Annotated in this window: 22 protein-coding genes and 1 pseudogene; 9 read left to right on the top strand and 14 right to left on the bottom strand. The window is 60.3% G+C overall.

The window, feature by feature from the left end; translation table 11 throughout:
* Positions 1–524 precede the first annotated feature (524 nt).
* Entirely contained in the window at positions 525–887 is a 363-nt protein-coding gene (locus M1D88_RS11485; protein WP_458111002.1) for a GrpB family protein, read from the top strand.
* Here M1D88_RS11485 and M1D88_RS11480 read toward each other — a convergent pair.
* Positions 802–1,437 carry an NAD(P)-dependent oxidoreductase gene (locus M1D88_RS11480; protein WP_458111001.1) on the bottom strand — a complete coding sequence of 212 codons (636 nt, stop codon included), beginning with the start codon at positions 1,435–1,437 and terminating at the stop codon, positions 802–804. The genes M1D88_RS11485 and M1D88_RS11480 overlap by 86 nt on opposite strands.
* 102 nt (positions 1,438–1,539) lie before the next feature.
* Between M1D88_RS11480 and M1D88_RS11475 the strand changes: the two genes are divergently transcribed.
* Together M1D88_RS11475 and M1D88_RS11470 are read left to right on the top strand one after the other, a co-directional pair.
* Positions 1,540–1,971 (top strand): MarR family winged helix-turn-helix transcriptional regulator, encoded by a 432-nt coding sequence (locus M1D88_RS11475; RefSeq protein ID WP_458111000.1) that lies wholly within the window; start codon positions 1,540–1,542, stop codon positions 1,969–1,971.
* Positions 1,972–2,052: 81 nt separating this feature from the next.
* Positions 2,053–2,211 (top strand): hypothetical protein, encoded by a 159-nt coding sequence (locus M1D88_RS11470; protein ID WP_458110999.1) that lies wholly within the window; start codon positions 2,053–2,055, stop codon positions 2,209–2,211.
* Here the strand turns inward: M1D88_RS11470 and M1D88_RS11465 are convergent.
* The 10 genes from M1D88_RS11465 to M1D88_RS11420 form a co-directional block, all read right to left on the bottom strand.
* Positions 2,208–2,774, bottom strand: a complete 567-nt coding sequence (locus tag M1D88_RS11465; RefSeq protein ID WP_458110998.1) for a hypothetical protein — start codon at positions 2,772–2,774, stop codon at positions 2,208–2,210. The genes M1D88_RS11470 and M1D88_RS11465 overlap by 4 nt on opposite strands.
* A gap of 30 nt (positions 2,775–2,804) precedes the next feature.
* Entirely contained in the window at positions 2,805–3,476 is a 672-nt protein-coding gene (locus M1D88_RS11460; protein WP_458110997.1) for a class I SAM-dependent methyltransferase, read from the bottom strand.
* 14 nt (positions 3,477–3,490) lie between these two features.
* On the bottom strand, positions 3,491–4,015 hold the full coding sequence (locus M1D88_RS11455) for an AAA family ATPase (protein WP_458110996.1): 525 nt from the start codon (positions 4,013–4,015) through the stop codon (positions 3,491–3,493).
* A gap of 264 nt (positions 4,016–4,279) precedes the next feature.
* On the bottom strand, positions 4,280–5,242 hold the full coding sequence (locus M1D88_RS11450) for a hypothetical protein (protein WP_458110995.1): 963 nt from the start codon (positions 5,240–5,242) through the stop codon (positions 4,280–4,282).
* On the bottom strand, positions 5,239–5,586 hold the full coding sequence (locus M1D88_RS11445; protein WP_458110994.1) for a PadR family transcriptional regulator: 348 nt from the start codon (positions 5,584–5,586) through the stop codon (positions 5,239–5,241). The genes M1D88_RS11450 and M1D88_RS11445 overlap by 4 nt, the downstream gene beginning before the upstream one ends.
* Before the next feature lie 489 nt (positions 5,587–6,075).
* A complete protein-coding gene (locus tag M1D88_RS11440; RefSeq protein WP_458110993.1) occupies positions 6,076–6,534 on the bottom strand; it encodes a hypothetical protein in 459 nt (152 codons plus the stop codon).
* Between the two features lie 120 nt (positions 6,535–6,654).
* Complete coding sequence (locus M1D88_RS11435; RefSeq protein ID WP_458110992.1) at positions 6,655–7,278, bottom strand: AAA family ATPase; 624 nt, start codon at positions 7,276–7,278, stop codon at positions 6,655–6,657.
* A gap of 98 nt (positions 7,279–7,376) precedes the next feature.
* Positions 7,377–7,613 (bottom strand): dihydrofolate reductase, encoded by a 237-nt coding sequence (locus M1D88_RS11430; protein WP_458110991.1) that lies wholly within the window; start codon positions 7,611–7,613, stop codon positions 7,377–7,379.
* Between the two features lie 23 nt (positions 7,614–7,636).
* Positions 7,637–7,888, bottom strand: a complete 252-nt coding sequence (locus tag M1D88_RS11425; protein ID WP_458110990.1) for a dihydrofolate reductase — start codon at positions 7,886–7,888, stop codon at positions 7,637–7,639.
* Between the two features lie 307 nt (positions 7,889–8,195).
* Positions 8,196–8,699: a 2'-5' RNA ligase family protein gene (locus M1D88_RS11420; protein ID WP_458110989.1), complete on the bottom strand. Its 504-nt coding sequence runs from the start codon at positions 8,697–8,699 to the stop codon at positions 8,196–8,198.
* A gap of 677 nt (positions 8,700–9,376) precedes the next feature.
* Between M1D88_RS11420 and M1D88_RS11415 the strand changes: the two genes are divergently transcribed.
* Positions 9,377–10,228 carry a phosphotransferase gene (locus M1D88_RS11415; RefSeq protein WP_458110988.1) on the top strand — a complete coding sequence of 284 codons (852 nt, stop codon included), beginning with the start codon at positions 9,377–9,379 and terminating at the stop codon, positions 10,226–10,228.
* Positions 10,229–10,587: 359 nt separating this feature from the next.
* Here M1D88_RS11415 and M1D88_RS11410 read toward each other — a convergent pair.
* Positions 10,588–11,581, bottom strand: a pseudogene (locus M1D88_RS11410) (IS481 family transposase); the annotation flags it as partial.
* A gap of 358 nt (positions 11,582–11,939) precedes the next feature.
* A complete protein-coding gene (ftsH, locus tag M1D88_RS11405) occupies positions 11,940–13,961 on the bottom strand; it encodes an ATP-dependent zinc metalloprotease FtsH (protein WP_458110987.1) in 2,022 nt (673 codons plus the stop codon).
* Between the two features lie 115 nt (positions 13,962–14,076).
* On the opposite strand from ftsH, the gene M1D88_RS11400 reads away from it, so the two are divergent.
* Positions 14,077–14,325 carry a hypothetical protein gene (locus tag M1D88_RS11400; RefSeq protein ID WP_458110986.1) on the top strand — a complete coding sequence of 83 codons (249 nt, stop codon included), beginning with the start codon at positions 14,077–14,079 and terminating at the stop codon, positions 14,323–14,325.
* Positions 14,326–14,528: 203 nt separating this feature from the next.
* On the opposite strand, the gene M1D88_RS11395 is transcribed toward M1D88_RS11400, so the two are convergent.
* On the bottom strand, positions 14,529–15,821 hold the full coding sequence (locus tag M1D88_RS11395) for a hypothetical protein (RefSeq protein ID WP_458110985.1): 1,293 nt from the start codon (positions 15,819–15,821) through the stop codon (positions 14,529–14,531).
* Between the two features lie 355 nt (positions 15,822–16,176).
* On the opposite strand from M1D88_RS11395, the gene M1D88_RS11390 reads away from it, so the two are divergent.
* The 4 genes from M1D88_RS11390 (at position 16,177) to rpsO (ending at position 19,863) form a co-directional block, all read left to right on the top strand.
* Entirely contained in the window at positions 16,177–17,190 is a 1,014-nt protein-coding gene (locus M1D88_RS11390; protein ID WP_458110984.1) for a bifunctional riboflavin kinase/FAD synthetase, read from the top strand.
* Positions 17,191–17,219: 29 nt separating this feature from the next.
* Positions 17,220–18,074 carry a tryptophan 2,3-dioxygenase gene (gene kynA, locus M1D88_RS11385; RefSeq protein ID WP_458110983.1) on the top strand — a complete coding sequence of 285 codons (855 nt, stop codon included), beginning with the start codon at positions 17,220–17,222 and terminating at the stop codon, positions 18,072–18,074.
* A 35-nt stretch (positions 18,075–18,109) separates the two neighbouring features.
* Complete coding sequence (gene kynU, locus M1D88_RS11380) at positions 18,110–19,351, top strand: kynureninase (RefSeq protein WP_458114503.1); 1,242 nt, start codon at positions 18,110–18,112, stop codon at positions 19,349–19,351.
* Positions 19,352–19,593: 242 nt separating this feature from the next.
* Entirely contained in the window at positions 19,594–19,863 is a 270-nt protein-coding gene (gene rpsO / locus M1D88_RS11375; protein WP_247048644.1) for a 30S ribosomal protein S15, read from the top strand.
* Positions 19,864–19,915: the final 52 nt, after the last annotated feature.

Below are 19,915 nucleotides of genomic sequence, written 5' to 3'. Positions count from 1 at the left end.
AGCTGTTTCGCGGGCCCCCAACAGTGCGGCGAGAGGGGAGACGCTGGTCCAAATGAGCAGGTGACCAGGCAAAACGTCAGGACTAGGCCACCCACCTCCTAAATTAACAATCACTGGCCAGACCGCATGAGCTCCGTGGCACCCAAATCGATATGGGAGGTGGGTACCAAAATCCCCGGCATGACGCGGGTTCTGGTCCATGTCCGGACGTCTTTGCGGCACGGGAACGACCCATCTCATTAGTAACGTTGGTGCCTTCATTTCCGCCGTGGCAGGCGTTAGGGAATGAGCCCGGCGACGTCTTTGCTGCATGTGATGGAGGACCTCGCCAGGGTGTTTCTCGTCTGAGTCAGCCCGTCGACCGTGTAGGGGTTGGCTGCTGGTCAGCGAGTTGTGACTGGCAATCGAACTGGTCGCACGAGACGCAGTCCAGGTCCTCGAGCGTGGCGAGACTCTCGCGCTGCCCGTCGACGACAAATGACCGAGCCTGAGGCGGGTGGAATACGATCGGGCTTGTTGTCGAAATGAAGGCGTATGACGTCGCCTGGGCGATGGAGTTCGAGCGCGAGGCGACTTGCGTCCTCAATGCGCTCACCGAACGGATCGACACTATCGAGCACATCGGGAGCACCGTGTTACCGGGCATGCAAGCAAAGCCGATCATCGACCTCGCGGCGAGAGACTCGGGAGAGTCCGTCCCGTTCGATCTGGAGACCCCATTGGCCGAAATCGAAAATACGAAGCGCGTGCTGGGACCGAAGGACCATGCCTTCTACCTTCGCAGAGGTGCTGCGGGTACGGTCAGTTCGAGACGAAGACGTGGCTGCGTCCGAGATCGTCGCGCTCGGCGATGTCGAGCAGCGCGGTCGCTATGTCCGGAGCGGTGATCATCCATCCGCGCTTGAGCGGCCCGTCGCTGCTCAACTGGTATTGGCCCTTCGCCTGGGCCGGCTGGATGCGTGGAGCGCGGATCGCAGTCCACTGGACGCTGCTCTCCCAGAGCACGACATCCATCCGGCGCATGTCGTCGTAGGTTGCGCCCAGGAATCGCTGCAGCAGCGGGAGCACGAGCCACAGCTTCAGTGGGCTTTGATGCGCCCAGTGCTCGGCGACCTCCGAGGAGATGACTACCAGCCGCTGGACGTTGTGGGTGGTCATGCCGTCGATGAGATTCTTAGTGCCCGCTGAGTAGAGCGTCGTGGGTGTCTTGGACGCCCCGATGCCCACGGTGCTCACCACGGCGTCGACTCCTTCGAGTAGCGGTGCGACCGCGGCAGGATCGAGGATGTCGACCGGCGTCTTCGTGAGGCGCGGATGCTCAATGGTGAGCGTCGCGAGGTTGCGTGCGATCGCAACCACCTCGTGCCCCCGTGCGAGTGCTTTTTCCACCACATGCCCGCCGACGGTGCCCGTCGCGCCTGGTATCAAGATTCTCATGCGTCTCCTCCATTCACCCCCGAAGAGCCGCTACACTTCATGGATAGTACCGAATCGGGATATTTCCGGTTCGGGAGCGAGTCTATCAGTGGAGGCATACGGATGGCTGAGGACCAGGTGGCGCGGGTGCGGGCGGCGATGCAGCGGCAGCTGGTGCACGCGATCCTTGACAACGATCGCGTGGCGCGCGCTCACGGACTGAGGGTGACTGATTTACAGACACTGCACCTGATGGTGCTCCGCGATGACGTGCGCACACCGCGACAGATCAGTACGACCACGGGCATGCCCGGCAGTACGGTGACCAAGCTGGTCGACCGGCTCGAAGCCGCCGGCTACATTCGCCGCACTCCCGCTCCAGGCGATCGCCGCAAGACAGTACTGGAGCTTGTTCCCGATGCCATCGAGCCGTTGCATGCGTTCTATGGCCGTGTGGATCGCGAGTTCGATGTGTTGAGTGGGCAGTTCAGTGGAAGCGAACTTGCCGTCGTCGTCCGATACTTGGACGCGGTCAGCGATTTCTATTCTCGATAGTTCCCGGCTGGCGCTAGGTGCGCATAGGGACGTGCGCGTATCCAGCGTCCGGAGCGCCCCGGATCGCGCTGAAGAGGATCGATGTCAGCATCGGTACGCCGTCTGGGCCCGGCATCGGAGCCGTCGGTTCGGGCGACCTGGGGCCTATGTTCTTCGATGGGGCCCACGTGGACCAAGACGCTCTGGCTCGCCGTGATCATCGCAGACGTCGTCTGGCTCGATCTCGCCGACAGTCCTTAGCTGACCAAGTCCCGCCCCGCCGCCTCCGCGGACAGTTTGAATCCGAAGTGCGTCAGGACGTCCTTGGCCACCATTGCAGGCGTGCGCTCCGAGGTATCGATGGTGATCTCGTCCATTCTGGCAGTTGTAAGCTGTTCGTCCAGGTTCCGGAAACGTGCGAGGTGCCAGTCCAGGCTGTGCGTCTGCGCAGGGGTATAGCGACGGCGAAGACGTGCTTCAATTTGCTCCCCGTTTGCAACCAGGCGTACTGGACGAACCGGCAGGTCAAATGCGGACGCGTATCGCGCAAGGTCCTCCGTTGTGGAGATCACTCCGCTGACAACGAGTTGGCGCGCGCCGGTTGCCCTGTAGTTGTTCCACGCCGCTGACAAGTTCTTTGCCTCGGTCAGGACGTTCTCGGGATCATCGATTGCCGGTGGCCAGGAACGGTGGAACCAGTCCACATCCATGAGCGTGAACGGTTGACCGACTGCGGCCAGGGCATCGCCGACGTGATCCAGCGCAGAGGACTTTCCGGTTCCGTAAGTCCCGTTGATGAAAATTACATAGTTTTGTACAGACATCGAATGTCCCTTCTACGGTGGGCACTAGGTTCATGTCGTGAGGCTTGCCGCTGGGGCCGTCCATACGGCCGTGTAGCGCCAGAACAAGGAGCGGCGCATCTGTACGCCGGGAAGTTCTTGCCTCATGACGGCGGCAATTTCACTGAACGTCTCGCCCGCTTCTGCTGTCGGTGCGGACATGTTCGCCGGGAGGGTGTGAGCACGTTGTGGGTGCCGTACGGCACCGATGACGGGGTTCAGGATCATCGAGGCCAGTGACCACGGCCAATCGCCTGGTGCCTCGCGGTGCACGCCTAAGACCAACAGGCGGCCTCCTGGACGCAGGGCGCGGCCGGCTGTGAGGAGGGTTTCCGCCAGCGGCATGTGATGAAGCGCTGCAACGAAAGTGATCACGTCGTAGGCCCCGCGCAATTCCTCGTTGAATGTGCGTTCGACAACCACAGCGTTCTGGACGCCGGCGAGGTTGGCGCGGGCGGCGGCTGCGGCAGCCGGATGAGGTTCGACCCCGGTCACCTCATCCATCACCTTAGCGAGCCGCTTCAGGAGATTGCCCGTGCCGCAACCGACGTCCAAAGCCCGGGTACCGCCTCCACGCCGAACCCTGCGCGCGTGCCACATCACCCACGGGATGTAGAAGTCGTTGTGGGACCACGGATGCTCGTGATTGAAACGGGAGAGGCCATCGAGTACCCGTATCGTCAAGCGTCGAGCGGGCATCAATTGTTGACCGCCTCTGCGATCTGCAGTGCGGCTTCGGTGGGCGTGAGGTGTGTGGTGTCGATAACCTCGGCTTCGCTGTGCAGCCAAGTGCGGGATGCTTGGGCGTATGGCTCAAGGTATTTGAGACGGAACGGGGAGTTGGGTCCAAGAACTGTGTCCTCCGCGATGCGGGCGCGGAGGGTGTCTTGGTCAGCATGAAGGACGAAATGCCTCACCGGAATGGCGTGTTCGGCGAAACCCGTGCTGATCTCACGCCAGTATTCCTCGACCAGGACCGTCATGGGCATCACCAAGGTGCCGCCGGTGAAGTCGAGTACGCGTCGGGCGGTCTCGACGACCAGTGGCCGCCACAGTGGCCAGTGTTGGAAGTTGTCTGTCTCGGGCAGCCCTGGCTTGATGTCCATGAGTGTCTCGCCGACCTTCTCAGCATCGAGCACCCGAGAATCCGGAATCAGTTGCTGTACTAGTGCGCTGGTCGTTGTCTTTCCTGCGCCGTGCGTGCCATTGAGCCATACGATCATGAGACCCAATGCTAGCGCTGCGTGAGACAAAGGATCGGGCAAAGCTGTTTGGGTTCTTCATCCACAGGTCCGCCGAGCGGAGCGACAGCGCCGAGGTTTAGGTCTTGTCCGGCGTTCCCCGTGTGGCGAGTTCCAGCACGTTCGCGGTCTCGTTCCGTTGTTTCGCTGGACGGCGAGGCAAGCATGATTTAGCCAGTCCCGATTGGGGAACCTTGGGCCCAACGCCTTGGGAGGCCTCGGCACCCCACGCGGGGGTGGCTGCGCCTAGCCTGCGGGTGTGTATTTATCACCAGCACGGAGAGGGTACTTGGCCACGTACCAGGCGGCCATGGCAGCCAGGATGCTGGATCCGATGAAGTAGGTGGCGGGGTTGTATTGCACGGCGAGAAGTCCGGTGAACCAGAGGTAAAGCGGCAGGGCGAACACCACGAGGTATGTCACCCAAGGCAAAACCGCTCTGTTACTGAGGGTAAGCGCCGTTACGAAGACCAAAGCGAGAACAAACGACATGCTGACCGGGAATTGGTTCCAGGAGTAATCGCTGTAAAAGGTCATCCGTGCGCCGGCCCCATGACGGTACGCAACGAAGGTCAGGCCAGCTGCCAAGGCAGGCGCAGCCCAACGCATCAATGCGGGGGCACCAACGGTTCGATTGGGATCCCCGAGCAGGGCAAGGATGGCCGCGACGGCAAAGAATGCCGGGATGTACCAGTCAGGAGTGACGACGGTATGCGTCAAAAATGTCGCGAGAGGAAGCGTGATTGCCGCCGCTATCGTCAGCACGTGAGCGGCCACCCGGACTTTGGGCATTCGAAGCATGGTTGCCAGGAAAGCGCACAGGCACAGAAGATAAACCACGGATGCCGCCGTGGTAAACGGCCCGAACAGCATCACGTCGGTCCCATAGCTGCCATACCGGAACCAGCGCCCCACTTCCCCCAGCACCATCATCGTCGCTGCCGCCGCGGAACCGATGACCGTCGCCCCAACGGCAATACGGGAACGGCGGTGCACTGGGATGCCTCCAACAACCAGCATGATTCGGGCGAGCAGTCCACTGAGGCCCAGATTGAGCATTTCCTTAGCTCCGGGCTTCACCCGTTGCTGATCCTCGGCCACATCCATAAGCACCCCTAAGAGCTCATCCCCATGTTCCCGTCGCCAGCTGGAGGGGTAGAAGTTCAAAGCCAATCTGTACCGGCGTTCCAGCTCCGAATCCATGCTCATGTCAGCCCACCTGCCAGACGTGCCGAGCGGATCTGCAGAGAAGCTTTGGCTGCCACCACGTTCGACTCCAGCCTGGCAATTTCTCCGCCCAACTCACCCGCCCCGACATCGGTCAACTCGTAGTACCGGCGTAGCCGGCTGTCCACGACTTCTTCCCGGGTCACGGACACCAGGCCCTCTTCCTTCAACCGGTCCAAGGCCGTGTACAGCGTGCCGGGCTGCAGCGTTACGCGCCCTCCCGATAGCTTTTTCGTTTCGGTAATCAATGCATAGCCGTGGGCCGGGCCCTGGGCGAGCACGGAAAGGATCAGGAACGTTGGTTCACGCATGGGACGCTTAGTCATGCCATAAAGATATTTAGTTAACCGATATATGCCGGGGACGTTCGCGGCGTGTCCGCTTAGATTCGTATCGCTCACGAGCGTGGGGGCGCTCTCCGCCACAGACACCATCCTCACACCCACAGGAAAGTGTTAGTGACGCCTGCCTCAACTGCTACAGCGCACGATTCTCGCAGCCCCAACTTGGCCTGGGTTCCGATAGGCAGAACCGCCTTGCCTGTTGGCGGGCTGGAACCAGGAAGAGGGTCCGTTTGCCCCTCGCAGGCTGTCAATGGCCGCCAACATCACAGTGCAGAACGTGGCAGGTCCGAACCGAAAGAGCGCACGACATCGGTACTCATCGTTCACCCACTATGAAGACGATCTGCGGTGTGGTGACCGGGCTGCCGCAGGGGTTGAAGGGGTCGTCCTTCGTCCATTCCAGGTTGCGATACAGAGCCGTTCGAACAATAGCGCTCCTACCTTTCCCGGTCGGAGCGCGGACACCAAGGTTCACAGCTGATAATTCGAAAGAATCTCCTTCCGAACCTCAAACCAGTCACTCGGTCCCATCTTGCCTGGGTACGGCAAAGGTGTCATGACAAGCCGTGACGACGGGATGACACCCACTTGCCACTGATCTTCGTAGACAACTTTCCCGGGATCAGCCGACACTGACCGCTCCCATGCGACTCCCTTCGAATCTAGAATCGACAGGAGCGGCTGCAGACGGTCCGTCATTTCCTCACTTGCCTCCCGGAACCAGGTCACGGCACCTATGGAATTTCCGTCATCGTAAAAAGGCGGATTGGGAAGGTTCTGCTGAAACCAGTCATCGGTGAGGGCATGGAGAACTATCTCTTGTTCGCTGAGTCTTCCGGTCCGGCGAAGATGATCAACCGCAACGAAGACCCCGACGCCAACACCGGTCCGCCCTACGTAGTTTGCATGAAATCGTTGAAAATTCCCCATAGCCTCATGCTGTCATGCCACAGCCAAGCAAGCGAAGGCGCAACCGACCGAAGCCATCCCTAGCAGTTGAATGACTGGTGGCTTCCCCTCAGGCATGCCTACGTTCTCGCAGCTTACGCGCTAGGATGACGACTCTTGAGTCACGCGTCCCGTTGGGGATTTGTCCAACCAGGCGAGAATCCGAGCCGCTGCCTCCTGCGGTGTGAGGTCGCCGTTGTCCAGCCGCATATGTCGGTGTTCCGCCAGGAGCGCGGCTCCTGGCAAAGCCTGGCCGGCATTGGCATGGCTGTCAGTATTCATGAGAAAACGCTCCATCTCGCGAACATTCGCGTCCGACCATTCCACGTCGCGCTTCGATCGCTTCTCAGCAAGTCGTAACTCGGTCCGATTCCGTCGCAGGCGCGTGTCCAAATCCGCCGACAGTTCCACGAATGCTACGTCGGCACCCTTCTCGACATAAGGGCGGATGTATCTCGTCAGCTCATCGGCTTCGGCCTGCTGCTCCAGGCCCCAGACAAACGTGAACAGCAGGTCGGTGCCTGACATGGCCGCTTCCTCGACGACCTGCTCACGCCATTCGCTAAGTAGTCGATTGAACGGGGGTGTCCCGTAGTCGAACACTTCGAGTAGAGGCTCTATGAGCGTGTGGTTATGGAACAGGCGGAAATCGCTCTGCTGAGCGATCTCGCGTCCGACGGTCATCTTACCGACGGCGGGCGGACCAAAAATCACGAGCAAGCGCATGTAGTAACTCTGCCATAGGTCCCGTAAGCCGATCCTCTACCGGAGGCCCGCGATTCTAGACAAAGGGTGAGTCATCTATTCGGGGCACGAAGACTCTGTCAGAGGCGTTCGTATTGCTCGTGGAATACCCGTGTCCCGTGATAGATCTGTTCGGTTGAACGCCGCAGGACGTATGGCTCGGGTAACTCCGACAAGAAGGTGTCGCATTCGAACACTTCGTCGATGACCGAAATCAGGAGTTCGTCGGGGATTAACGACTCCAGGGCTTGTTCGTAGATTTGGCCTCCACCGAAGACGAAGATGTCCTCCACATCGGCGCTGGCGGCCAGGTTCATGGCACTATCCAGACTTGAAGCCGTCAGTACCCCGGTCTCCGGATTGGGCGACTCGTGACAACAATATTGAGGCGTCCTGGCAAAGGACGCTTACCGCTTGGGAGGGAATCGTAAGTCGCTCGCCCCATTACAAGAGCATTCTTTCGTCCGGGAACCATAGTCCTAAGCGTCGTGGCCGAAAGCCTCTTCATCTCACCGGGAAGACTCCACGGCAATTGTCCGCTTCGACCAATTCCTCGTTCTCGATCATGCGCGACAACCAACTTGATGCTCATGAAGCAACAGTATCGATGTCTGGCAGAGTTGGCTTGGATCGAAGTGTTGCGCAATAAGCCGCCTCCCGGTCAAGGATCCCTTGCGGGCTGTACAACCGCCAAATAGGGCCGTGAAAAAGCCGCCATTTATCGCCGAAAGCCACAGACCTGCCATCGAGGCTACCTATTGGAGGGCGCACGGTTCTCCTTCGAAATTTTTACGATCTTCGTCCCACAGTGGGCCGCACTCGTTGATGGTGCGGGCGGCGGTGGGCCGCAGATGTGCACTGTGAACCCTGGTTAGTGTCGTTCCCCTCATACTGCTGTCTTACTGGAGACTGATCGGAGTCTCCACGTAGTAGGGCTGACCTGCGCGATCCTGTCGGCAGACCCATAGTGTGTCGACAGTGAATGGCGGCAAAGGGCCGAGCCGATCAACCGCTGCACGAATCTGGTTGAAGTCGATCGATTGGCCTTGTTCGAGGGTCAGATGGGGGGTCCACCCGTCGAGCTCGAAGTAGCGTGCTGCATCTTCCGGAGCTGGGTTGATGCTCTTCAGGAGCACGTCGTGCAAGTCGTGGATACGTGGGGAATCGACCTCAAGGTATGCGACCGTATCGCCGAAGGACGCAAGTGAACCCAGCTGCACCTTCACTTCGCCGAAGTGCACCACGGCTTGCCGCAGCCGACTGATCCAGTCGGGCTTGTCCTCCCCATTGAGGCCGGGCTGCGCTTTTACCGTGATGTGCGGGCCAACCATCAGGTAGTTGCCCACCTCACGCAGGGTGTCGCCGAGTCGTGATGGCGGGATGACCGCAATGAAGTGCTGCACCAAGCCGACTCTAGCTATATCGTCACACGCGAGGCAACCGTCGCCTTGGCGGTTCCTTCAATGAAGTCAAAAACGGTTGTGGAGGCCGGGAAGAAGATTCTCGCAATTGCTTTGGGGCGGCTTGGAGATCAGTTACTTGTGGCCCTATTACGTCCGTTCTGGCCGCGCTAAACCGTTATGTTCCATTCCGGACGAAGAAAATCCGAGGGGATGATTCGGACGGCCCTGGCCACTACCCGTCTATTTCCGCTCGTTGTGTAGCCAAGCCCACAACCTGGGACAATCCTCATGAATTATCCATCGCTACTGCTGCCACCAGGGAGCAACCCCTATGGCTCCCAATTTCCAGCCGTGAATAACACGGATTGACCCCAACTGTGGACAGCCCAGGTTTCCGGGCGGTCCCCGTTCCGGGACGGGGGCCGCCCGGGCGTGCCGTCAAGGCCAGGAGACGGTAGAGCCTCTAGCTTGGTCAGCAGTGGAGAGCTGCGCGCCATTCAGGTCGGCGGGAGAGGTTATCTTGCTCAGACAAGTGGGTAGATGCCATTTCTGCCCGGAGTTCGTGGGCAGAGGGTCTGATGCCGGTGATTGGTTTCTGTGCGGTTCGTGAGGATCGTTGGGCCCCTAGCGGGAGACCCTGATCCGCACGGCTCCGCCAAACCGGATACCCTGCTGGAATGGAATCCTGGCACCGGAAGCGGCTGAGCACGCGGCAGGCTGAGCTCGTGGAAACCTGGCTCCCAGGCATTCGTCTCCTGAACGATCTTTCCTGGAAGCTCACAGATACCGCCGTACTTGAAGTGGAACATGAGCAGCGCAGGTACATTATCAAAGCCGCAGGCCCTTCCAACCACCACATACGCCGTGAGATAGAAGCCCACCAGTCCTCGACCAGGGTCCTGGTCGGGTGGAACCGTGCACCGAAGCTCATACAGTCCGACAGCTTCCTGAACATCTTGATCACTGATTATTTGGAAGGTTGCCTGGTAGAAGGCACGGAAGCCGAACATGCGACGGAGACCTACGTCCAGGCCGGGTATCTTCTTCGTGCTTTTCACGAGCAAACCGGGCATAGTGACTCGGAATATGAGTTGGCAGCCACGGCCAAAGCTGTGGCTTGGCTGGACACACCCCACCGCATCGAAGAGTCTGTCGCAGAAAAAACCAGAGCCATATTCAGCATTTATCGGCCGGAACCGGTTGTAATCGTTCCGACCCACGGTGACTGGCAGCCACGCAACTGGCTCATAGACGACACGGAGCTCAGGATCATCGACTTTGGCAGGTATCAGTTAAGACCAGCTGCCAGCGATTTCTGCCGCCTTGCCGTACAACAATGGAGAACGGCTCCTCACTTGGAGTCAGCCTTTTTCGCGGGGTACGGTTCAGATCCCCGGGATAGCAAACTCTGGAACGCAATGCTGCTGCGGGAAGCGGTTTCCACTGCTGCTTGGGCATACCAGGTTGGCGACTATGAGTTTGAGGAACAGGGTCACCGAATGCTCCGTGACGCCTTGGCCCGCTACTGAATAATTCTCTTCCCTGAGCCAGACACGTAGAACCACGCCTGTTGATCATTCGCGGGAAGGCTGGCTCCGATCAGACTGAAAACAGTCAGATGGCCACCCGTCGCTTAAAGGAGGAGACGCCCAGCTGCAGGAGAGGTGACGCCATCCTCACAGGACTGCGAAAAGAGTTAGGAACGAGAGCACGATGCTCAAACAAACAATTCCTACAGCACTTATCGGGCAAGATAACCGCGGCCTGTGGCGCATCGGTCTCCAGGACCTGGAAGACTACATCGCTGAAGCGTACCGGCGCACAGCCGCGCCCATTGCCGCTGGCGATCTCCTGTACGACGGGGAACAGGACAGCCAGCCGTACACCTGTATTTCCCGGAGACGTTGCGAACGCGCGACGAGGGGACATCGCCGCCGATTCCTGAGTGCGGGCGGTGATGGTTGTAGTGGTGCAGCCAGCGCGGATAGTCCGCCGCGCGAGCCTCGTCCGAATGGTAGGCGGTGGCGTAGGCACATTCGGCGGCCATGGTTCGGTTGAATCTCTCGACTTTCCCGTTCGTCTGTGGCCGGTAAGGGCGGATGCGACGCTGCTTGATCCCTTCGAGGGCGTCCGCGAAGGCGTGTGATCGATAGCAGGAACCGTTGTCGGTATGACGGCGCTGACCTGGATGCCGTCCTCGGCGAAGAACGCGCGTGAGCGCCGCCAGAACGCGGCCGCAGTCTTCTTCTTCTCGTCGTTCAGGATTTCGGCGTAGGCGAGCCGTGAGTGGTCATCGACCGCGTGGTGGAGGTAGGCGTAACCGCGACCCTGCTTCTTGTTGTTCCTTGCGCCGGCCTGCCGCCCAAGGACACGGTGACCGCCTCCATCGGGGATGCGCCCAAGCTTCTTGATGTCGACGTGGACCAGCTCGCCCGGTTTGCTCTTCTCGTAGCGGACCGGTTTGTTCTTGCGGACGGGGAGTCCGGTGGCTTGGTCAAGTTGGGTGAGCAACGGCATCCGGTACCGATCGAGCACACGTCCGACAGTGGATCGCGGGATACCGAGGTGATGGCCGATCCGATGTGGACCCCAATGGCGGGTGAACCGCAGAGCGATGATGCGACGTTCGGTGTGTTGGCGCGTGCGGGCCGGTTGCCGATGCGGGCGCGAGCTGCGATCAGGAAGCGAAAGTCCGGCTCGGTATCGACGCGTCCATTTTGAGGCGGTTGACGGTGAACATTGGAAACGGTCCGCAGCACGACGTACCGGCCATCCTTTCTCAACGATCAGGAAGCGAGCCTGCGTCGGCCCTCTGGAGTAAGCGGTGCGTTCGCGGCCGCAACGGCGGCAAAGACAGCTCTTGCTCGAACTCTAGACGGCACAAGGATTCGGATCCGAGGGGTGTCCCCGAAACGGATTCTTGCCCTTTTGATTGGGGCCCTCAAGCCTCCTGCGCTGGAGGGACGAGAAACAGAAATAGAAGCATTCGACCGCCTGGTTGTCAGGACCAAACGCCAGGCCGTTGAGCGAGGGATGCTCCTGTCCGGACTTCGGGGGGTCGGAAACACCGTTCTGTTAAGAACTTCGCCGGCAGGCAGGCAGAGTGCCGTGTAAACGACTTCGGAAAATTAGGTCTAGATTCGCGCGGCGAGTGTCCCATCAAAGGCGTCCCGGTTTCAAGGAAGTGGGACAGACACTGTCTCGTCGTGTAGGCGAGCATGGCTGGTCGTGGTCACTTTGTCAGGTTCGGTGTTGAGGCGATGTGTCAAGTGCTGTGGTCGTCCGGGCGGACTGGTTTAGGCTTTGGTCTTCTTCTTTTCCGATGTGGCTCTCGGCGCGGTGGAGGCCGGCGGCTTCGTAGATTTCGTGTTCGTCGAGGGTTTCTTTCTCGAGGACCCGTTGGGCGAGGGAGTCCAGGCGCCACCGGTTTTCCTGTAGGAGTGTGAGGGCGCGTTGGTGGCATTGTTCCACCAGGGTGTGTACTTCTTCGGCTACGGTGTCGAGCATGCTTTCGGATACGCCCGCGTTGCGGGGGTCTCCTTCTTCGGGGAGGACCTGGACAGGGCCAATTCTCTTGGACATGCCCCAGCGTCCGACCATCATTCGGGCCAGGTGGGTGCTGGTCTGCAGGTCGCTTTCTGCACCTGTGGTGATCACCCCGAAGACGAGGTCTTCGGCGGCCATTCCGCCCAGTGCGCCAACGATCCTGCCTCGAAGATAGTTTTCGTCGTACCCGTACCGGTCGGTGTCCGGGGTGGACAGGGTGACGCCGAGAGCACGGCCGCGGGGAATGATGGAGATTTTGCGGACTGGGTCGGCGCCGGGCTCGAGCATTCCCAGGAGGGCGTGCCCGGATTCGTGGTAGGCGGTGCGTCTGCGTTCGTCGTCGGGCATAACGACGTTCCTGGCGGTACCGAGCTGGATTTTCTCGAGGGCGTCGAGCAGGTCGCGCTGGGTGACGGCGGGGTGCGCACGTTTCACGGCGAGCAGTCCAGCCTCGTTGACGAGGTTGGCCAGCTCTGCGCCTGTCATGCCGGGGGTGATGCGGCTGACCTTGTCAAGGTCTGCGTCGGGGGCAAGCCGCACGTTTTCTGAGTGGACGCGCAGGATTTGCAGGCGGCCGGCCTGGTCTGGAGCGTGCACGGTGATTGAGCGGTCAAACCTTCCGGGCCGGAGCAGGGCAGGGTCCAAGACATCGGGCCGGTTTGTTGCTGCCAGGACAACTATTCCTTCGGATGAGGAGAACCCGTCCATTTCAGTGAGTATCTGGTTCAGTGTTTGTTCCCGTTCATCGTGTCCGCCGACTGTTAGGGAACCGCTCCTTTTGCGGCCGATCGCGTCGATTTCGTCGATGAAGATGATGGAAGGGGCTGCCGTGCGGGCTGCCTGGAAGAGTTCCCGGACGCGGCTGGCACCGACGCCCACCACCATTTCAACGAACTCGGAAGAACTGGCGTGGAAGAACGGGACGCGGGCTTCGCCTGCAGTGGCACGGGCGAGCAGGGTTTTGCCGGTCCCGGGCGGGCCGCTGAGCAGGACGCCTTTGGGTGCTTTGGCTCCGATGGCCTGGTACTTTTGAGGGTCTTTGAGGAAATCAACAACTTCTGAGATTTCGGCCTCCACCTCATCGATTCCGGCAACGTCCTTGAAGGTGACCCGGACCTTTTCAGGGTCCACGGGCTGGAACTTTTTCCCTGCCCCGAAGCCGCCCATGCCGAGCATGCCTGACTGCTTTTTGAATAGCCACAGGTAAAACAGGACTAACAGCGCGATGGGGGCGACGGAGATGAGCAGGTTGGTCAGAACGCCACGTTCATTCACGAGCGGGGTTGCGCGGACGGTGACGTCGTTTTGTTCAAGTTCGCTCAGGAGGTTGTCATCAGCGAAGAGCGGACGTTCGGTGGTGAATTGGACGTAGCTGCTCCCGTCGCTGTCGGGCAGAGGTTTCTCGGTGCGGAGGGTGCCGTCTATGGTCTGGCCCTTGGCGAAGATTTCCGCGACGTTGTTGTCCCGGACCTGTGCTTTGAACTCGGTGTAGGGTACGGACTGCGGCTGGCTCTGCTGGTCCTGGAGTGACAGGGCAGAGAACACGGCGATATACAGGGCAACAATGATGAGCGTGCGCCACCACCGGCCTCTTTTCCCTGGCTCGGGCGAGGTGGGCAGGCCTTCTGTCCGCCACGGCACCTTTGGCCACGACGGGCGGGGCGGGGTTCCTGCATCCTCGCGTGGGCTGTCCTGGCGTGCGGTTGCATCGCTCATGATCCACCTCCGGAATCTATTACGTTCCCGTGTTCACGTTTTAGCTACTCGATGCCGTGCCGTCAACCCGTCCAGCGAGGCTTGGCTGCGGGCCAGCCGTCCCACATCCGAGAAAATGAGACAGCTCCGGCGGCAAGTGCAGAAGCCGGGGACTGTTCTGGCGGCCGATGATGTTCATGCGGCGATGGCAAAGGTCAACGAGGTTGCCGATGGTGTCGAGTACCCGATGTTGATCGATATAGCGAACACCCAAGCGGTGACCCGTGAGGCCAAGTCCGTTTCCAGCGTTCGGTGCGCCGCTTCGCGAATTGCTTCTCCAGACGACCCTTCCGTGACCCGCACCCTGGCTTTTGCGATGCCCTAATCTACACCTGCACTCATTTACAGCGAGGGCCGGTAAATAGCTGCATGACGTCCTCCCATCACGTAAGAGGCCGTGGAAGGACAAGCGATGAAAAGATGGCAGATGCCCATCATCACTCTGCTTTTTGTTGCTGCATTCTGATTCTCAATCTCAACAGGCTTTTAGGAAACACCGCAGTCCCTTGACCAGGTCTCCAGGTCTATCTATCTTCCGTTCGGTCCGTCGAACATCTTTTTGGCGCCGTGATCTGGTTTGCTCAGTGGTCTGCCGCCCCGGTATTCGTAGGTGGAATCACCAGGCCGAAGGGCTATGTTGTGAACCTTTTCGGGGCTGGGCGGTGCCTGCCACACCAGAAGCAGGTGTTCCTCAGTCGACTCCCGGGAAATGGTGTCGAATTCGGACAACCGGCCGCGCGCCATACAGCGGACCCTGTACCAGCCGGGGCCGGCGGTACTCAGTTCCGGCAGCGATGGAGTCTGGTCGAACCCATCCACAGCCAACTGCCCTGTAGGGGAATGAACCGAGACGTCAACGGCCTCCTCCCAGCCGCCGAGGGCAAACTCTGGTTCGGAGTTCAGCAACGACACCCCGACGGTGATGAAACCGGTATCGGTGCCTGTCCGGATGACCGCCCCGGCATCCAGAGGGCACACGAGACCGTTGCAGTCTTTCAGCTGCTGCGGGGAGGGAATCGTTGGAATCCTGTCGTCAACCAGACGGTAGCCGCGATAGCTGATGTCTACCCTGTCTGTGGTCACTGTCATCCGGGCCGCGCCTACGTTAATCGATGATGGAGACAAGGAACGGGCCGCCGGCCGGGATCGGCTGATGCTGGTAGGTGATCGCCGAGAAGTGCTTTTGAAGGCATGCCACGCTCGTTCACCAGCCTCAGCGCTGATAACGTGCACTGGCGGCGGGGAATCTTGGGTTATCAGTTGTGGTCCTGCGTGGGCCGTGGCGGTGGGCGGTCCCTGGCCCTGCCACATTTTGATGAAACCGGGCAGGCTTTTGCCTCGCTCGGATTTGGAGGACAGGACGGACACCGGTGATGGAGGCTCCTTCCAGAACTGGACCAGGTGCCGCTCGACGGGTGATTCCACGACCAAGTCAAAGGCTGTGTCCCGGCCGGTGGCGTGAAGCCGGGCACGGTAGCTGCCCCTTGCATTGCCCGTGATGATGCCGATGTCCTTCATCTCCGAGCCTGCGGGCTCACTGAAGAAGGCTCGGCCCTCGGGGAGCATCAGGGACACCTCGTGGATGTCTTCCCATCCTGACGCGATGACCTCCGGCCTCGCATCGAGGATCTCCACCGTCAAGTCAATGGGCCCTGAATGCACTCCGGTGGAAACCAACGGAACCCTCAACGGAGCCTCCTGCCGCTCGCCCCGCACCGACGCCTGCAGGGCAGCTACACGGTCTGCCGGCGGAAAGGGCGCCACGACGAAATCCACGACATGGCCCGATGCCCTGATAACGAAAGCTGCCGATTCAATCACAGGCCCTGCCTCTCACGCAATACAGCTACGGAAGGCGTTCGCCTCGAGTACCCGCATTGGAACATAGAGAAGGTGTGGAGTACATAGCCAAGCCCTGAACGCCTCCGGCCCTAAGGGATCTTAATGTGAGGGTGGTCCTGGCAAGGTCGTTTTGTCCGTGATTTCCCCCTTGCCCGGAGGCAATGACGAATTCACCCACGACTTGTTTCCCGTGGAGTCGTAGACAGGGACGGGCAGCAGGCTTGCAGGTGGCGGCCGACGCGTCGGTTGCCACCGGCATTTGCAGGTAATCTAAAAGTGTTCCGGGCCCAGAGCGGCCCGGTGCGACTCCATGGCAGGCAGTAAGGCGAGGTTGATGGCCCACATCTGGAACGATCTGACTGAGGTCCCGGCGGACTTCGGCCCCTCGGTTGTAACAGTCGGAAATTTCGACGGCGTGCACCGCGGGCATCAGCAGGTGCTTTCGCAGCTCATCCGGACAGCCCGCCTCAACGGTGCCAAGTCCGTAGCAGTCACTTTCGATCCTCATCCCGCTCAAGTGCATCGGCCGGAATCCGCGCCCGAACTCATCATGGGACTGCAGGACAAACTGGATGCCCTGGGAGAACTTGGCCTCGACGCCATACTGGTCATGAAGTACTCCCTGGAACTCGCGAGCCTGACTCCGGAGGAATTCGTCGAGCAGGTCCTCGTCGGTGCTTTGAAGGCCAGCCATGTGGTGATCGGCCATGATGCCCGCTTCGGTCGAGGCAATTCCGGCGATCTTTCCACCATGCAGGCACTGGGGGAGAAGTTCGGCTTCAACGTCCAGGTCATCAGCGAGTTCGGTTCCGAAGGCTACCCCTTGCATGAGCCCGAAGCTGGGGCAGGCAAGGACAACGGCGACAACGACGGAAACCGCCGCTGTTCTTCCACTTGGGTAAGGGAAGCCCTGCGCGACGGCGACGTCGCCACCGCAGCGGCTGTGCTGGGACGTCCACACCGCATGCGCGGCCAGGTGGTCCATGGCGCAGCAAGGGGACGTGCCCTTGGATTTCCTACCGCCAACCTGTCCTCCGATGCAACTGGCTATATCCCTGCTGATGGCATTTACGCCGGCTGGCTCGTGGACCAGGCGGGCACGCGGTGGCCCGCTGCTATTTCTGTCGGCTCCAACCCCACTTTTGAAGGTGTCAGCCGCCAAGTGGAAGCACACGTCATCGACAGGCCGGAAGAGTCCGCCGATGACTTCGATCTGTACGACCAGACAGTAGTCGTTGAATTTGTGGCCAGGCTGCGGGGAATGGTGGCGTACCGTGGGCCTGAAGCGCTCGTCGAGCAGATGCGCCTGGACGTCGTACAGGCTCACGATCTGCTTGTGAGGCGCTGATTTCCGGTCCTTGGAAGGAAGGCGGCACCGTGGCTGTCGAGAACAACACCAGAAAGCTGGACAAGGGGATCGTGCGCGATTTCAGCTCGCGCATGAGCTACGCCTCCTACCTGCAGCTGCCGACACTGCTTAGCGCGCAACAGCCTGTGAGCAGCCCCGAACACCACGATGAGATGCTCTTTATCATCCAGCACCAGACCACCGAGCTCTGGCTCAAGCTGGTGCTTCACGAACTCCAGAGCGCGGCCGAGCACCTCCGCGCGGACAAACTTGGTTCGGCACTGAAGGAAATTGCCCGTGTAAAGCACATCCAGAAGACGCTGACCGAGCAATGGTCCGTCCTGGCTACCCTCACACCCACGGAATACGCCCAGTTCCGCGGCTTTCTCGGTAACTCCTCAGGGTTCCAATCCAGCCAGTACCGGGCCGTGGAATTCGTACTGGGCAACAAAAACCGCAAAATGCTGCCAGTCTTCGAATCCGATCCCGAAGCGCACGAACAACTGAGGCTCCTCCTGGAGGCTCCGAGCATTTATGACGAGTTCCTGGCATATCTGCACCGGCAAGGCTTCGACATTCCTGAGTCGGTGCTGAACCGCGACGTCACCCGTGCCCACGAATTCAGCCCTGAACTGGTCCCTGTCTTCAAGTACATCTATGAAAACGCGGTGGACAACTGGGGGGCCTATGAGGCGTGTGAGGAACTGGTGGACCTTGAGGACAACTTCCAGCTCTGGCGGTTCCGGCATCTGCGGACCGTTCAAAGGACCATCGGCATGAAAACGGGCACTGGCGGATCCACCGGGGCTGCCTTCCTGCAGAAAGCCTTGGAATTGACCTTCTTTCCCGAGCTATTCGCTGTCCGGACGGAGATCGGGCAGTGAAGCGACCAACACCGGCAGACGTCCACCAGCACCAATTGGCCGGGCGGACAGCCAGTGATGACAGCCTTTTGGCCCGCGCTAAGCAACTCGACGCAGAGGATCCCCTGGCTGCTTACCGAGGCCAGTTCATCGGCGCCGAGAGCACCTTGTCCTATCTGGACGGCAATTCGCTGGGCCGCCCTTTGAAAAGAACGCCGGAAGATATCAGCCGCTTTATCGAAGAAAGCTGGGGTGGCCGGCTCATCCGGGGTTGGGACGAGGAATGGCTTGACCTGCCGCAGGCCATCGGCGACCAGTTGGGACGCGCTGTTCTGGGCGCTGCCCCAGGACAAGTAATTATCGCGGATTCCACCACCGTGGTGCTGTACAAGCTCATAAGGGCGGCGCTTGCAGCCGTCACCGATCCCGGCCGAAACGAAATCGTCCTGGACACCGAAAATTTCCCCACGGACCGATACCTGGTCGAAGGGATTGCCGGCGAGCAAGGCCTCACCCTGCGGTGGATCACACCGGATCCAGCCGCCGGCGTCACGGTCGAAGAGGTGCGAGCCGTCACCGGGCCGGCCACCGCCGTCGTCGTCCTGAGCCATGTGGCTTACCGCTCGGGCCACCTTGCGGACCTTCGGGGCATTACCAAAGCAGCGCACGACGCCGGTGCCCTAATGGTCTGGGACCTTTGCCACTCCGCCGGGTCGGTAGAAATTGGGCTGGACGCCAACGAAGTGGACTTCGCTGCCGGCTGCACATACAAGTACCTCAACGGTGGGCCGGGGTCACCGGCGTTCGCGTATGTCAACGCCGGGCACCTTCCCGGACTGACTCAACCCATCTGGGGCTGGATGGGTCGCAAGGACGCTTTCGAGATGGCTGTCGGTTATGAAGCAGCGCCCGGAATCCGAGGCTTCCTCAGCGGGACACCTGCCGTATTCGCCATGATGGCCATGCGCGGCATGTTGGACCTGATTGAGGAGGCCGGCATGGAGGCAGTCCGCAGGAAGTCGTGTCTTCTTACCGCATTTGCTGTGGAACTCCACGACTCGTGGCTTGCACCGCGGGGAGCCCAACTTTCAACTCCGCGGGATCCGGATCAGCGAGGCAGTCACATCACTGTGGATCACCCTGCGTTCCGGGAGATGACGTCGGCGCTCTGGGAACGGGACATCATCCCGGACTTCCGGGCTCCGCACGGGCTCAGGATCGGTTTGTCACCGTTGAGCACGTCGTTCCATGAGCTGTTCGAGGGCATGGCTGCCATCCGTCAGCTCATGGACGACTGACAGGTGAACGATCTGACGGTGCAATACGGCCGGCTGCCAGACCAACAACACTTGGGCAGCTTCTGCTCAGACACCCTCTGTTTCGACAAGATTAGGCCGCTGCCGGTAAACTAAACGATGGATCCGGCTGCAGTCCGTGGCGGCTGGTTCCTGTTGTGTCGGGCCTTCTCTGGAAAGTCGGACCAGCATCCCCGGCAGTGAGTTACTGATTCGGGCCTCACGGCACATCTCTAGGAGTTATTGTGGCACTTGACGCCGCTGTAAAGCAGTCCATCATCAAGGATTTCGCAACGTCCGAGGCCGACACCGGTTCACCGGAGGTCCAGGTTGCAGTCCTGACTCAGCGGATCAAGGATCTCACTGAGCACATGAAGGAGCACAAGCACGATTACCACACCCAGCGCGGCCTGCTGGCCATGGTTGGGCGTCGTAAGCGCATGCTGACCTACCTCAAGAACACTGACATTGCCCGCTACCGTGCGCTCATCGAGCGCCTCGGCCTGCGCCGCTAGTCAGACTTAGGGGGCGGCCCTTTCCTGCACGGAACGGGCCGCCTTCTTCACA

Source organism: Arthrobacter sp. R1-13, from assembly GCF_054161475.1.
Note: the sequence above shows the minus strand (reverse complement) of the source record. Positions and strands in the feature narration are given on the sequence as shown.